A 12,381-nucleotide genomic window follows, 5' to 3' on the forward strand; every position below is an offset into this window, starting at 1 on the left:
AGACGAATGTGCGGTATTGTCGGTATCGCCGGTTTCATGCCGGTAAACCAGTCGATTTATGACGCGTTAACGGTGCTTCAGCACCGTGGGCAGGATGCTGCGGGTATCATCACCATTGATGCAAACAACTGCTTCCGTTTACGTAAGGCGAATGGCCTGGTAAACGATGTGTTTGAAGCCCGCCATATGCAGCGTCTGCAAGGTAATATGGGGATCGGTCACGTTCGTTATCCTACTGCTGGCAGTTCCAGCGCCTCTGAGGCACAGCCTTTCTACGTCAACTCACCGTATGGCATCACCCTTGCTCATAACGGCAACCTGACCAACGCGCATGAACTGCGTAAAAAGCTGTTCGAAGAGAAACGTCGCCACATTAACACCACCTCTGATTCAGAAATCCTGCTCAATGTGTTCGCCAGCGAGCTGGATAACTTCCGTCACTATCCGCTGGAAGCAGATAACATTTTTGCCGCGATTGCCGCGACAAACCGTCAGATCCGCGGCGCGTACGCCTGCGTGGCGATGATCATCGGTCACGGTATGGTCGCCTTCCGCGATCCAAACGGCATTCGTCCGCTGGTGCTCGGCAAGCGCGACCTCGGCGATGGCCGTACTGAATATATGGTTGCCTCGGAGAGCGTGGCGCTGGACACCCTGGGCTTCGAATTCCTGCGCGACGTGGCGCCGGGCGAAGCGGTGTATATCACCGAGAAGGGCCAGCTGTTCACCCGCCAGTGTGCCGACAACCCGGTCAGCAACCCGTGCCTGTTTGAATACGTTTACTTTGCCCGTCCGGATTCGTTCATCGACAAGATTTCCGTCTACAGCGCGCGCGTCAATATGGGCACGAAGCTCGGCGAGAAGATTGCCCGCGAGTGGGACGATCTCGACATCGACGTGGTAATTCCTATCCCGGAAACCTCCTGCGATATCGCGCTGGAGATTGCCCGCATTCTGGATAAGCCATACCGTCAGGGCTTCGTGAAGAACCGCTACGTTGGCCGCACGTTTATCATGCCGGGGCAGCATCTGCGCCGTAAGTCAGTGCGCCGCAAGCTGAACGCCAACCGCGCGGAATTCCGCGATAAGAACGTTCTGCTGGTGGATGACTCCATTGTTCGTGGCACCACCTCTGAGCAGATTATCGAGATGGCCCGCGAAGCGGGTGCGAAGAAAGTCTACCTGGCCTCTGCTGCGCCGGAGATTCGCTTCCCGAACGTGTACGGTATTGATATGCCAACCGCCAACGAGCTGATCGCTCACGGCCGTGAAGTGGATGAAATTCGCCAGATCATCGGCGCTGATGGCCTGATTTTCCAGGACCTGAACGATCTCATCGACGCGGTACGTGCCGAGAACCCAGAAATTCAGCAGTTTGAATGCTCCGTGTTCAACGGTATTTACGTGACCAAAGACGTTGACCAGCAGTATCTCGACTATCTTGATTCGCTGCGCAATGACGACGCCAAAGCCGTCCAGCTGCAGAACGATCTTGAAAGCTTAGAGATGCACAACGAAGGTTGATGCTCTGGCAGGTGAGGGCGTATGCCCTCACTTGCAACTCCCCGGAAAATCCTGCACAGTCTGCCCTGAAATCAGTAAGGGCGAAAATCATGAAACGACTCATAGTTGGGCTCAGCGGCGCCAGCGGCGCGATTTACGGCGTACGTTTGTTACAGGTTCTGCGTAACGTGGTGGACGTCGAAACCCATCTGGTGATGAGCCAGGCGGCGCGGCAGACCCTCTCTCTGGAAACCGATCTCTCCCTGCGCGATGTTCAGGCGCTGGCGGATGTCGTTCACGATGCCCGTGATATCGCTGCCAGCATCTCCTCAGGCTCATTTAAAACAGCCGGCATGGTTATCCTGCCCTGTTCAATTAAAACGCTCTCCGGCATTGTGAATAGCTATACGGACACCCTGGTGACGCGCGCGGCGGATGTGGTGCTGAAGGAGCGGCGTCCTCTGGTGCTGTGCGTGCGGGAAACGCCGCTGCACCTGGGTCATCTGCGCTTAATGACGCAGGCTGCGGAGCTGGGCGCGGTCATCATGCCGCCGGTACCCGCGTTCTACCATCGCCCGCAAACGCTGGACGACGTCATCAACCAGACGGTTAACCGGGTGCTCGATCAGTTTGACATCGACCTGCCCGACGATCTCTTCACCCGCTGGCAGGGTGCCTGAATCTGTGCACAAACCAGGTGCATGAAAAGACAAGTTGCCCTGTTTCAGGGCAATTATGCAACGGCGATCATATCCTCGACATTTAATTCGTTTTTTCCCTTTTTCTCTCTCCGGTTCGTTCGGCAGACCTGCTATCTTTCACCATTAAGGCAATATCGCAACGTTTTATTAACATATTTAACGTCGAAGTTTTGACCAGACGGCAATGTGGCATAAGACCTGCAAGATGAAGCCTGCAACACAACACACAACACAATACATAATAAAATCACGGTACTTGAGGGTAAATGTATGAAGAAGACGGTTCTGGCTCTGTCTTTGCTCGTGGGGTTAAGTGCGGCAGCAGGTAGCTACGCAGCGCTTCCACAGACGGTACGTATCGGTACAGACGCAACCTACGCGCCATTCTCTTCCAAGGATGCGAAAGGCGATTTCGTGGGGTTTGATATCGATCTGGGTAATGAAATGTGCAAGCGTATTGCGGTGAAATGCACATGGGTGGGCAGCGACTTTGACGCGTTAATCCCGTCGCTGAAAGCCAAGAAAATCGACGCCATTATCTCTTCTCTCTCCATCACCGAAAAACGCCAGCAGGAGATTGCCTTCTCTGACAAGCTCTACGCCGCGGATTCTCGCCTGATTGCCCCTAAAGGCTCCCCGATTAAGCCCACCATCGACTCGCTGAAAGGCAAACACGTCGGCGTGCTTCAGGGCTCGACGCAGGAAGGCTATGCCAATGCTAACTGGCGTGAGAAGGGCGTAGACGTGGTGGCTTATCAGAACCAGGATCTGATTTACTCTGACCTGGCGGCAGGCCGTCTGGATGCGGCATTCCAGGATGAAGTCGCCGCGAGCGAAGGCTTCCTGAAGCAGCCTGCGGGCAAAGAATTCGCGTTTGCAGGCCCGTCGGTGAAAGACAAAAAGTACTTTGGTGACGGCACCGGGATTGGCCTGCGTAAGGATGATACCGAGCTGAAAGCCGCCTTTGACAAAGCCTTTGCGGAGCTGCGTAAAGACGGTACTTACGACAAACTGGCGAAGAAATACTTCGACTTCAACGTATACGGCGAATAACACCTGGCGGTAACGCACCGTAACGGTGCGTTACGGGAGCGGTTGACCCAATGCGGTGCATGTGTTGCACCGTATTGGATCGCTTTGTGCATACTTACGCATTTATAATGCAAAAATTCCCGCCTGAAAGGCATTAATCTTTGCCTGACTGAGGGGATTAATGGCACATTAGCACCATCCCGTCGTCGTAAAAATCCCGTATGAAGACAGTTTGTTGAGGACAAATATGAAAAAACTCGTGTTGTCATTATCACTGGTACTGGCCTTTTCCAGCGCCACCGCGGCATTCGCAGCTATTCCGCAGAAAATTCGCATTGGTACCGACCCTACCTATGCGCCGTTCGAATCGAAGAATTCAAAGGGTGAACTGGTCGGTTTTGACATCGATCTGGCCAATGAGCTGTGCAAACGCATCAAAGCACAGTGTACCTACGTTGAGAACCCGCTGGATGCGCTGATCCCTTCCCTGAAAGCGAAAAAAATCGACGTGATCATGTCCTCGCTCTCCATCACCGAAAAACGCCAGCAGGAGATTGCCTTCACCGACAAACTCTACGCGGCCGATTCACGTCTGGTTGTGGCGAAATCGTCTGACATTCAGCCAACGCTGGAGTCGCTGAAGGGTAAACGCGTGGGCGTGCTGCAGGGCACTACCCAGGAAACCTACGGTAACGAACACTGGGCACCGAAGGGGATTGAAATTGTCTCCTATCAGGGCCAGGAAAATATCTACGCTGACCTGACTGCAGGCCGAATTGATGCCGCATTCCAGGATGAAGTCGCGGCTAGCGAAGGCTTCTTGAAAACGCCGGTCGGTAAAGATTACAAGTTTGGCGGCCCGTCCATTAAGGACGTTAAGCTGTTTGGTGTGGGCACCGGTATGGGCCTGCGCAAAGAAGACAACGAACTGCGTGAGGCGCTGAACAAAGCGTTCGCTGAAATGCGCGCTGACGGCACCTACGACAAGCTGGCGAAAAAGTACTTTGATTTTAATGTTTACGGCGGCTAATCGCCCCGTCATATAACGTGCGGCCCCTCCCACGGTGGGAGGGGAAAAGACACGGTTCCACCACTCACGATACGACAGGGCTCGCGGTATGCTGTACGGATTTTCTGGCGTTATTTTACAGGGCGCGCTTGTCACCCTTGAGCTGGCTATCAGCTCCGTGGTGCTGGCGGTGCTGATAGGTCTGGCAGGCGCAGGGGCGAAGCTTTCTGCTAACAAACCGCTGGCGCTGATCTTTGAAGGCTACACCACGCTTATTCGCGGCGTTCCCGATCTGGTGCTGATGCTGCTTATCTTTTACGGTCTGCAGATTGCGCTGAACAGCGTGACGGACGCGATGGGCATGGGACAAATTGATATCGACCCAATGGTGGCCGGTATTATTACCCTCGGTTTTATCTACGGCGCCTACTTCACCGAAACCTTCCGCGGTGCTTACATGGCCGTGCCGAAAGGTCACATTGAGGCGGCAACCGCATTTGGTTTTACCTCATCACAAACGTTTCGTCGGATTATGTTCCCGGCCATGATGCGCTATGCGCTCCCGGGCATCGGCAACAACTGGCAGGTTATCCTCAAAGCGACAGCGCTGGTCTCGCTGCTCGGTCTGGAAGACGTCGTGAAAGCGACTCAACTGGCTGGCAAGAGTACCTGGGAGCCGTTCTACTTTGCGGTGGTCTGTGGCGTGATTTATCTGGTCTTTACGACCGTCTCCAATGGTGTGCTGCTTCTGCTCGAGCGTCGCTACTCCGTGGGTGTGAAGAGGGCTGACCTGTGATTGAGATTATTCAGGAATACTGGAAATCGCTGCTGTGGACGGATGGCTACCGCTTTACCGGCGTGGCGATTACGCTCTGGCTGCTGATCTCCTCCGTGGTAATGGGCGGTATTCTGGCGGTGTTTCTTGCCATTGGCCGCGTGTCGAACAATAAATTTATCCAGTTCCCGATCTGGCTCTTCACCTACGTGTTTCGTGGTACGCCGCTGTACGTGCAGCTGCTGGTGTTCTACTCGGGGATGTACACGCTTGAGATCGTAAAAGGCACTGAGATGCTGAATGCGTTCTTCCGCAGCGGCCTGAATTGTACTGTGCTGGCGTTGACGCTCAACACCTGCGCCTACACCACCGAGATTTTCGCGGGGGCTATTCGCTCTGTCCCTTACGGTGAGATTGAAGCCGCGCGGGCCTACGGCTTCTCGTCGGTGAAACTGTACCGCTGCATTATTCTGCCGTCGGCCTTGCGTATCGCGTTACCGGCGTACAGTAATGAGGTGATTTTGATGCTGCACTCGACCGCGCTTGCCTTTACCGCGACGGTGCCGGATCTGCTTAAAATCGCGCGCGATATTAACTCCGCGACCTATCAGCCGTTTACCGCATTTGGCATTGCGGCGGTGCTCTATTTAATTATCTCTTATGTTCTGATTAGCCTGTTCCGTAAGGCTGAAAAACGCTGGTTGCAGCATATAAAACCTTCTTCGACGCACTGAGAAAGATGATGGCTGAGAACAAATTAAACGTTATTGATTTGCACAAACGCTACGGCGAACATGAAGTGCTGAAAGGGGTGTCGCTGCAGGCAAACGCGGGCGACGTGATCAGTATCATCGGCTCATCCGGCTCGGGTAAAAGTACCTTCCTGCGCTGCATTAACTTCCTGGAAAAGCCGAGCGAAGGCTCGATTGTGGTAAGCGGGCAGAACATCAACCTGGTGCGTGACAAAGACGGCCAACTGAAGGTGGCCGATAAGCACCAGCTGCGTCTGCTGCGTACGCGTCTGACGATGGTGTTCCAGCATTTTAACCTCTGGAGCCACATGACGGTGCTGGAGAACGTGATGGAAGCGCCGGTTCAGGTGCTGGGCCTGAGCAAGCATGAAGCCCGCGAGCGCGCGGTAAAATACCTGGCAAAAGTGGGCATCGACGAACGCCAGCAGATGAAATACCCGGTGCATCTCTCCGGCGGTCAGCAGCAGCGTGTCTCCATCGCGCGCGCGCTGGCGATGGAGCCCGAGGTGCTGCTGTTCGACGAACCGACCTCCGCGCTCGACCCGGAACTCGTTGGCGAAGTGCTGCGCATCATGCAGAAGCTGGCCGAAGAGGGCAAAACGATGGTGGTGGTGACGCACGAGATGGGCTTTGCCCGTAACGTCTCGAACCACGTGATTTTCCTGCATCAGGGGAAAATTGAAGAGCAGGGGCATCCGGATGAGGTGCTGGCGAACCCGCAAAGTCCGCGTTTGCAGCAATTCCTGAAAGGCTCCCTGAAGTAAGAGGGCATCAGACCGCAGTGCAGCACAGTTGCCCGGTGGCGCTTCGCTTACCGGGCCTACAAAACCGTAGGCCGGGTAAGCGCAGTGCCACCCGGCAAACAGGCCGCACTACACTCCAGCCGGTACACCCAGTCGTCATAGCGCACGCCGTCAATCTCATACGCCTTTTCCAGCACCTGCATACGCACAAACCCGGCTTTCTCCAGCACCCGCACCGACCCGCCGTTGTCCGCCAGCACATACGCGTTAATCGCCTTCACGCCGGTCTGGTTGAACGCATAATCACACACCGCGCGCAGCGCCTCGCTGGCGATACCTTTCCCTTGCGCGGCAGGCACAACCGTATAGCCGATATCCGCCTCTTCACGATTCTCTGCGCTGATTTGCAGGCCGATATCGCCCAGCGGCGTATCATCATCCCGGGCGCGAATGACAAACACATGAGCAGCAGCGAGTCGCGCGGCAAACACGCGTCGGGTCTCTTTTTCCGGGGCGATGGCGGCCATATAGCGCATGATGCGGCGATCTTCACGTAGCGAGCGGAAGAAGGCCCAGTCAGTGGGTTCGAAAGGGGTGAGGTGAAGCCGGGGTGTGGTGATGGTTGCCATTGTTACGCCATATCTTCTGAAAATGGCCTGTCACTGTACCATATTCACCGCACCACATCCCCCAGCGCCTCTTCTAATTCATACCAGCGGAACGCAAACCCGGCCGCTTCCAGTCGTTTTGGCAGCGCTCTCTGTCCGCCTAATACCAGAACAGACGCTTCACCCATCAGCAGACGAATGACCGTGGCAGGCACGCGCAAAATTGCCGGACGGTGCAGGGCATGCCCCAGCGCGTGAGCAAACTGTTCATTACGCACCGGATACGGCGCAACCATATTGAACGGCCCGCGCAGATCGTTATCCAGCAGCCAGAGAATCCCGTTGACCATATCGTCGATATGGATCCAGGCCATATACTGACGGCCATTACCAATGGGGCCGCCGAGTCCGAGCCTGAAAGGGGGAAGCATCTTCGCCAAAATGCCGCCTTTCGGTGCCAGAACGACACCGGTCCGCAGCAGGCAGACGCGGGTTCGATCGCTTTGCGCCGCACTGGCGATACGCTCCCACTGGGCACAGAGTTTGTGGGTAAACTCGTTATGGGGCGGCTCTTCCTCGGTCACCACCACCTCGCCAAGATCGCCGTAGTAGCCCACGGCGGAACCCGAAATCAGCACGGAAGGCGGCGTGTGGCTGTTGCGGATCAGCTCGACCAGCTTTTCGGTGATGTTCCACCGGCTGCTGCATAACAGCTGTTTTTGCTCTTCCGTCCAGCGCTTATCGGCGATGGGTTCACCCGCGAGGTTAATGACGGCGTCGAAGCCGTCCAGATTTTGCTGATCGGCCAGATTTTTCCAGATATCGACACCCGCCCCCAGTACCTGACGCGCTTTCTCCGGGCTGCGCGTGACCACGGTGATGTCGTGGTGCAAGGCCTGCAGACGCGCAATGAGGTGACGACCAATCAGGCCTGTACCGCCGGTCAGCAAAATCTTCATACAACCTCCAGGTTTACGCCTGGCGCCGCCAGCTTAACGTCATGGAGACGGAATCGGCGTAGCGCAGGGCGTGAAGTTTATCGATCTCAACTTCAGCATAAGTGACCCAGTGATGTTCGCGTGCGATATCGAGCACATCCTGAGTTAATTTTTCTAGCAGAGAGAAGCGGTTATTCTCCACAAACTGGATAATGTTCTTGGTGATTGTGCGGTAGTTCAGCGCGTCATTGATATCTTCGCTGGCGCGCGCTTTGTCTGCGGGATAGTGAATCACCACGTTAATGACAATATCCTGACGGTTGGCGATCTCTTCCTCTTTGATACCGATAAAGGTACGCAGGCGTAAATTTTTTATACGAATAATGGCGTCTGGCTGTGACATTGCAGGTCTTCTCCGTGTCAGTATTTCCTGCTCATAATACATGAGTGCCTCACAGGCACCCAGCCTCATACCGGGTTAAATTTGCTGGATTTTTTGCATCGCCCGCTCGGTCGCCGGGCGGGTCCGGATGCGCTCGAACCAGTTGTTTACCGCCGGGTAAGAGGCCAGGTCAATTCGGTGTTTTTCATGCGTATTCACCCATGGCCAGCAGGCGATATCGGCAATACTGTAATGATCGCCCCCGAGCCACGGCGTTTTCTTCAGCCGACGGTTCAGAACGTCATAGAGCCGCTGCGTCTCGACCTGATAGCGTTCTATCGCGTAAGGAATGGGCTGCGGGGCGTAAGCGGTAAAGTGATGATTTTGACCCAGCATGGGGCCCAGCCCGCTCGCCTGCCAGAAAAGCCACTGCAGGGTATGGTGACGCTCACGCAACTCGCCGCTCAGCAGCTTGCCGGTTTTCTCTGCCAGATAGAGCAAAATTTCACCGGATTCAAACAGGCTCAACGGTCTGCCCCCGTCCGCTGGCTGGTTATCAATAATGGCCGGGATTTTATTATTCGGCGAGATAGCCAGAAAAAGAGGGCTGAACTGTTCGCCTTTGCTGATATCCACGCGAATGATCCTGTAATCCAGCTCGGCTTCTTCAAGAAAGAGGGTGATCTTATGGCCGTTTGGGGTAGGGGCGTAATAAAGGTCGATCATTCTCAACTCCTGTCCATGCGAAGAGTGGTGCCATGACAAATGAGTATAGGTGGTTGTTGTAAATCGTGAGTTTTCATCAAGTGACAGCGAGGCAAAGAGATTATATGTTGAGTAAAAACCGATCAGCCTATGAGGATGTTATGAACCAGCCCGTCATCACGTTGTGGTCCGATGCGAACTTCTTTTCCCCCTATGTTATGAGCGTATACGTTGCGCTGGCCGAAAAAGGGCTCACCTTTACGCTGAAGACCGTTGATCTTGACGGTGGTGAGCATCTTAAACCGCACTGGCAGGGCTACGATCTGACCCGACGCGTGCCGGTACTGGAGATTGATGGATTTGCCCTGAGCGAATCGTCGGCGATCGATGAGTATCTGGAAGATCGGTTCGCCCCGCCGGAGTGGGAACGTATCTATCCTCACGATCTGCAAAAGCGCGCCGGGGCGCGGCAGATCCAGGCGTGGCTGCGAAGCGATCTGGTGCCGATTCGCGTCGAACGCTCCACGGACGTTGTATTTGCCGGGGTGAAAAAGCCAGCCCTCAGCGCAGAAGGTGCAGAAAGCGCACAGAAGCTGATTGAAACAGCCACCTCGCTGCTCGCCCATGGCAACCCAAACCTGTTTGGCGAGTGGTGCATTGCCGATGCCGATCTGGCGTTGATGTTAAACCGCCTGATCCTCAACGGTGATGAGGTGCCGCAGCTGCTGGTGGATTATGCCGCGTTCCAGTGGCAGCGTGCCTCCGTGCAGCGCTATGTGGCACTCTCGGCTAAGCGCACGGGCTGATAAGCCCTGCCGCTTCAGGTATCATGGGGGCAGTCTGTTTTCCCGAGGAGTGACTGATGAAACTGATGTTTGCGTCGGATATCCATGGATCGCTGCCCGCTACCGAGCGTGTCCTTTCCCTGTTTGCACAAAGCGGTGCGCAGTGGCTGATTATTTTGGGCGACGTGTTGAATCACGGCCCGCGCAACGCGCTGCCGGAGGGCTATGCCCCTGCGCAGGTCGCGGAAAAACTCAACCAGTTCGCCTCGCGCATCATTGCCGTTCGCGGCAACTGCGACAGCGAAGTGGACCAGATGCTGCTGCATTTCCCTCTTACCGCACCGTGGCAACAGGTGCTGCTTGAACAACACCGCCTGTTCCTGACCCACGGGCATCTTTTCAGCCCGGATAATCTTCCGGCCCTCGCGGCTGGCGATGTCCTGGTTTACGGTCATACTCATATTCCGGTTGCGGAAAAACGCGGTGAGATTTATCACTTTAATCCGGGCTCGGTCAGCATCCCAAAAGGCGGGTATCCTGCGAGCTACGGCATGCTGGAAGGAAATACCCTGAGCGTTATCGCACTTAATGATCAGCAAGTTATTGCGCAGGTAGCGATTAATCCGTAAGTTACACCTCAACTGCAAACGCGCCGAAAGAGCGCTTAGAAGAGAAGGTTTCCCGATGGTGGAGCAGAGTCATTTGGCAAGTACAGAGTGGGTTGACATTGTCAACGAAGAGAATGAAGTGATCGCGCAGGCCAGCCGCGAGCAAATGCGTGCGGAGCGCCTGCGTCACCGTGCGACATATATCGTTGTGCATGACGGTATGGGTAAAATTCTGGTTCAGCGCCGCACGGACACGAAAGATTTTCTCCCGGGTATGCTGGATGCGACTGCAGGTGGCGTCGTCCAGGCGGATGAAGTGCTGCTGGATTCCGCGCGTCGTGAAGCGGAAGAAGAGTTAGGCATTGCCGGTGTGCCGTTTGCCGAGCACGGGCAGTTCTACTTCGAGGATGAACACTGTCGCGTCTGGGGCGGGCTGTTTAGCTGCGTCTCTCACGGCCCGTTCGCCCTGCAGGAAGAAGAAGTCAGCGAAGTGAACTGGATGACGCCGGAGGAGATTACCGCGCGCTGCGACGAGTTCACGCCGGATTCGTTAAAAGCGCTGGCGCTCTGGATGAGCCGCAACGCCAATAACGAATCGACCAAATCAGAGAAAGAGGAAGAGGCTGAGTAAGCTTCAGCAACTCTCTCTCAGACACAGACTGGACGCGATGGGCTTTTGATCGCGCCAGTCTCCGCCATTCAGGCGCTCCAGTAACGCTTTCCCGGCTTCAATTCCAATCTTACGATGCGGCACCGCCATGGTCGTCAGCGGCGGCTGACAGACGCGGCTCACGTCGCTATCGCCAAAACCTACCACCGCCAGATCGTCCGGCACTTTGATTCGCCTGCGCTGGCACTCGTACAGCGCGCCACAGGCCAGCTCGTCAGAGACGCACACCAGCGCATCCAGCTCCGGCCAGGCCAGCAGGAACTCGGGCAGCTGCGCCGCGCCGGTCGAGAAACTCGGCGGCATCGCCGCGTTAATGACCCGGTTCGGCGACATATGGTGGCGAAGCATGGCTTTGTACCAGCCCTGCAGATGCTGCTGGAAAATCCACTGCTCCTGGTTGGCACACAGCAGGCCAATATTTTGATAGCCGCGCTTAATGACCATCTCCGTGAGCTCATACATGGCCGCCACGTTATCAATCCCGATATTCATATCAATCGGATCGGCGCGCATGGCACCCATCTCCATCACCGGAATTGAGGCGTTTTTCAGCCAGTGGCGAACGGTGTCGGTATGTTCAACGCTGAGCAGGATAGCGGCGGCAATGTTCGACGCCAGCAGCGTCTCCAGCAGTTTCTCTTCCTGCTCAAGACGATGCTGGGACTCAGCCAACATGATCTGATACCCGGCAGGTTGCAGCACCTGCTGTAGCCCGGCGAACATCTCAGAGCAGCCTGCTTCGGAGAGGTTGGGCACAACCATGGCGATCGTCCATGACGACGCCGAGGCCAGGGCACTGGCGGCAAGATTAGGCATATAACCCAGTTCCTGCACGGCAGCTTCAATTTTTTCTCGTAGTTTATCGGAAACCTGTTCGGGCGTGCGAAGCGCACGGGACACGGTCATCGTGCCCACACCGGCAAGCTGTGCGACATCGGCGAGTGTCACTTTACCAGTACTGCGCCGTTTTCGGGTTAGAGACATACACCTTCCTGCTGACCAGACGCGTTCTTATTTTCCTTCGTTTCACGTGACAGGCAGTATACGCCTTAAATCCCTTTTTTTGCTGTGATTTAGCAACGTGATTGCAATTTGATAGCGCTATCACATTTCTGCATGATAACCATTGGTAGCGCTATCTTTGTGATCGCGATCGCAGTCAATCAGTGA

At 55.4% G+C, this 12,381-nt stretch carries 15 protein-coding genes; 10 read left to right on the plus strand and 5 right to left on the minus strand.

The genetic code is table 11. The features are described from left to right. The first annotated feature begins 6 nt into the window (after positions 1-6). The 7 genes from purF (at position 7) to hisP (ending at position 6,536) form a co-directional block, all read left to right on the plus strand. Complete coding sequence (gene purF, locus ACMWJS_RS10565; RefSeq protein WP_021241570.1) at positions 7-1,524, plus strand: amidophosphoribosyltransferase; 1,518 nt, start codon at positions 7-9, stop codon at positions 1,522-1,524. 89 nt (positions 1,525-1,613) lie between these two features. Further along, on the plus strand, positions 1,614-2,183 hold the full coding sequence (locus ACMWJS_RS10570; RefSeq protein ID WP_045908736.1) for a UbiX family flavin prenyltransferase: 570 nt from the start codon (positions 1,614-1,616) through the stop codon (positions 2,181-2,183). 291 nt (positions 2,184-2,474) lie between these two features. Continuing rightward, a complete protein-coding gene (argT, locus tag ACMWJS_RS10575) occupies positions 2,475-3,257 on the plus strand; it encodes a lysine/arginine/ornithine ABC transporter substrate-binding protein ArgT (RefSeq protein ID WP_023616063.1) in 783 nt (260 codons plus the stop codon). Positions 3,258-3,483: 226 nt separating this feature from the next. Continuing rightward, positions 3,484-4,266, plus strand: coding sequence for a histidine ABC transporter substrate-binding protein HisJ (gene hisJ / locus ACMWJS_RS10580; protein ID WP_008502592.1), 783 nt, complete (start codon positions 3,484-3,486; stop codon positions 4,264-4,266). Between the two features lie 88 nt (positions 4,267-4,354). After that, positions 4,355-5,041, plus strand: coding sequence for a histidine ABC transporter permease HisQ (locus tag ACMWJS_RS10585; protein WP_014832782.1), 687 nt, complete (start codon positions 4,355-4,357; stop codon positions 5,039-5,041). Then, complete coding sequence (locus ACMWJS_RS10590) at positions 5,038-5,754, plus strand: ABC transporter permease (RefSeq protein ID WP_008502590.1); 717 nt, start codon at positions 5,038-5,040, stop codon at positions 5,752-5,754. The genes ACMWJS_RS10585 and ACMWJS_RS10590 overlap by 4 nt, the downstream gene beginning before the upstream one ends. Positions 5,755-5,762: 8 nt before the next feature. Next, positions 5,763-6,536, plus strand: a complete 774-nt coding sequence (gene hisP, locus ACMWJS_RS10595; RefSeq protein ID WP_045908735.1) for a histidine ABC transporter ATP-binding protein HisP — start codon at positions 5,763-5,765, stop codon at positions 6,534-6,536. Between the two features lie 56 nt (positions 6,537-6,592). On the opposite strand, the gene ACMWJS_RS10600 is transcribed toward hisP, so the two are convergent. The 4 genes from ACMWJS_RS10600 to yfcG form a co-directional block, all read right to left on the minus strand. Then, positions 6,593-7,144 (minus strand): GNAT family N-acetyltransferase, encoded by a 552-nt coding sequence (locus ACMWJS_RS10600; protein WP_414747038.1) that lies wholly within the window; start codon positions 7,142-7,144, stop codon positions 6,593-6,595. A gap of 44 nt (positions 7,145-7,188) precedes the next feature. After that, on the minus strand, positions 7,189-8,082 hold the full coding sequence (locus tag ACMWJS_RS10605) for a TIGR01777 family oxidoreductase (RefSeq protein ID WP_045908733.1): 894 nt from the start codon (positions 8,080-8,082) through the stop codon (positions 7,189-7,191). 13 nt (positions 8,083-8,095) lie between these two features. Next, a complete protein-coding gene (gene folX, locus ACMWJS_RS10610) occupies positions 8,096-8,464 on the minus strand; it encodes a dihydroneopterin triphosphate 2'-epimerase (protein ID WP_023616057.1) in 369 nt (122 codons plus the stop codon). Between the two features lie 75 nt (positions 8,465-8,539). Continuing rightward, positions 8,540-9,169, minus strand: coding sequence for a GSH-dependent disulfide bond oxidoreductase (gene yfcG, locus ACMWJS_RS10615; protein ID WP_032646621.1), 630 nt, complete (start codon positions 9,167-9,169; stop codon positions 8,540-8,542). Between the two features lie 140 nt (positions 9,170-9,309). Between yfcG and yfcF the strand changes: the two genes are divergently transcribed. From yfcF to yfcD, 3 genes are read left to right on the plus strand one after another with little or no spacing between them, the layout of a single operon-like run. Beyond that, positions 9,310-9,954: a glutathione transferase gene (gene yfcF, locus ACMWJS_RS10620; RefSeq protein WP_414747039.1), complete on the plus strand. Its 645-nt coding sequence runs from the start codon at positions 9,310-9,312 to the stop codon at positions 9,952-9,954. Positions 9,955-10,010: 56 nt separating this feature from the next. Then, entirely contained in the window at positions 10,011-10,562 is a 552-nt protein-coding gene (gene yfcE / locus ACMWJS_RS10625) for a phosphodiesterase (RefSeq protein ID WP_063622172.1), read from the plus strand. A gap of 55 nt (positions 10,563-10,617) precedes the next feature. Beyond that, on the plus strand, positions 10,618-11,172 hold the full coding sequence (gene yfcD / locus ACMWJS_RS10630) for an NUDIX hydrolase YfcD (protein ID WP_025757169.1): 555 nt from the start codon (positions 10,618-10,620) through the stop codon (positions 11,170-11,172). Positions 11,173-11,175: 3 nt separating this feature from the next. Here yfcD and ACMWJS_RS10635 read toward each other — a convergent pair whose 3' ends face one another. Further along, on the minus strand, positions 11,176-12,195 hold the full coding sequence (locus ACMWJS_RS10635) for a LacI family DNA-binding transcriptional regulator (RefSeq protein WP_024908958.1): 1,020 nt from the start codon (positions 12,193-12,195) through the stop codon (positions 11,176-11,178). Positions 12,196-12,381: the final 186 nt, after the last annotated feature.

Source organism: Enterobacter sp. HK-058-C-ECC (assembly GCF_047531125.1).
Classification (GTDB): domain Bacteria; phylum Pseudomonadota; class Gammaproteobacteria; order Enterobacterales; family Enterobacteriaceae; genus Enterobacter; species Enterobacter quasiroggenkampii.

What these genes read in the sequence shown, in the direction of transcription:
- hisP (WP_045908735.1), top strand. Translation starts at nt 5,763, where the DNA reads ATGGCTGAGAACAAATTAAACGTTATTGATTTGCACAAACGCTACGGC.
- yfcF (WP_414747039.1), top strand. Translation starts at nt 9,310, where the DNA reads ATGAACCAGCCCGTCATCACGTTGTGGTCCGATGCGAACTTCTTTTCC.
- ACMWJS_RS10570 (WP_045908736.1), top strand. Translation starts at nt 1,614, where the DNA reads ATGAAACGACTCATAGTTGGGCTCAGCGGCGCCAGCGGCGCGATTTAC.
- folX (WP_023616057.1), bottom strand. Translation starts at nt 8,464, where the DNA reads ATGTCACAGCCAGACGCCATTATTCGTATAAAAAATTTACGCCTGCGT.
- yfcG (WP_032646621.1), bottom strand. Translation starts at nt 9,169, where the DNA reads ATGATCGACCTTTATTACGCCCCTACCCCAAACGGCCATAAGATCACC.
- ACMWJS_RS10605 (WP_045908733.1), bottom strand. Translation starts at nt 8,082, where the DNA reads ATGAAGATTTTGCTGACCGGCGGTACAGGCCTGATTGGTCGTCACCTC.
- hisJ (WP_008502592.1), top strand. Translation starts at nt 3,484, where the DNA reads ATGAAAAAACTCGTGTTGTCATTATCACTGGTACTGGCCTTTTCCAGC.
- ACMWJS_RS10635 (WP_024908958.1), bottom strand. Translation starts at nt 12,195, where the DNA reads ATGTCTCTAACCCGAAAACGGCGCAGTACTGGTAAAGTGACACTCGCC.
- purF (WP_021241570.1), top strand. Translation starts at nt 7, where the DNA reads ATGTGCGGTATTGTCGGTATCGCCGGTTTCATGCCGGTAAACCAGTCG.
- ACMWJS_RS10585 (WP_014832782.1), top strand. Translation starts at nt 4,355, where the DNA reads ATGCTGTACGGATTTTCTGGCGTTATTTTACAGGGCGCGCTTGTCACC.
- yfcD (WP_025757169.1), top strand. Translation starts at nt 10,618, where the DNA reads ATGGTGGAGCAGAGTCATTTGGCAAGTACAGAGTGGGTTGACATTGTC.
- ACMWJS_RS10600 (WP_414747038.1), bottom strand. Translation starts at nt 7,144, where the DNA reads ATGGCAACCATCACCACACCCCGGCTTCACCTCACCCCTTTCGAACCC.
- argT (WP_023616063.1), top strand. Translation starts at nt 2,475, where the DNA reads ATGAAGAAGACGGTTCTGGCTCTGTCTTTGCTCGTGGGGTTAAGTGCG.
- yfcE (WP_063622172.1), top strand. Translation starts at nt 10,011, where the DNA reads ATGAAACTGATGTTTGCGTCGGATATCCATGGATCGCTGCCCGCTACC.